Origin of the sequence: Subtercola lobariae, from assembly GCF_014640255.1 — a bacterium.
Lineage (GTDB): Bacteria > Actinomycetota > Actinomycetes > Actinomycetales > Microbacteriaceae > Subtercola > Subtercola lobariae.
Map to the genome: position 1 here is coordinate 1 of NZ_BMGP01000022.1, position 679 is coordinate 679.

At 51.0% G+C, this 679-nt stretch carries 2 rRNA genes; both read right to left on the reverse strand.

What is annotated here, in order from left to right:
• A 23S ribosomal RNA gene (locus IEX24_RS19370) occupies nt 1–95 on the reverse strand; the annotation flags it as partial.
• A gap of 473 nt (nt 96–568) precedes the next feature.
• A 16S ribosomal RNA gene (locus tag IEX24_RS19375) occupies nt 569–679 on the reverse strand; the annotation flags it as partial.

Consider the following 679-nt stretch of genomic DNA (forward strand, 5'->3'; position numbering starts at 1 on the left):
CTATTATCAACTCCCCGAGGCTTATCGCAGATTTATACGTCCTTCTTCGGCTCCAGATGCCAAGGCATTCACCGTTTGCTCTTAAAAACTTCAACAAACAAAATCACACAACAAAGACCAATGTTAATCCGGCCAAAAAAATTGACCGGGAACATTGATTATCAGTCCACAAATAATCCCCCGAAAGGGAAAGTTTGCGGCTGATGATGCTCGCGTCCACTGTGTAGTTCTCAAAATACGGGCGGTACCCCAAACAGAACCACCCCAAAAGGGTGACCTGAAATAAGGCCCAGAGTTACGAAATCAACCCACCCATCACGCAGTAAACAAATACCACACGACAGAAAGGCTGCCCGGTCCCTCAGGACCCAACAGCGTGCACAACACCAACCAACCCGAATACCCCGTTCCAAACCCGATCCGAAAACCAGGCCGTACTACGAGCACCCGTGCCAGCTAATGATTGTCAAATGTTCCACCCATGAGCGCCACCAACACCTAACTGGCGTTGAAATGACTGTCCACCCTGATCGCCTGTATACAGGACGAGGTGAAACGTGCTCCTTAGAAAGGAGGTGATCCAGCCGCACCTTCCGGTACGGCTACCTTGTTACGACTTAGTCCTAATCACCGATCCCACCTTCGACAGCTCCCCCCTCACGGTTGGGCCACTGGCTTC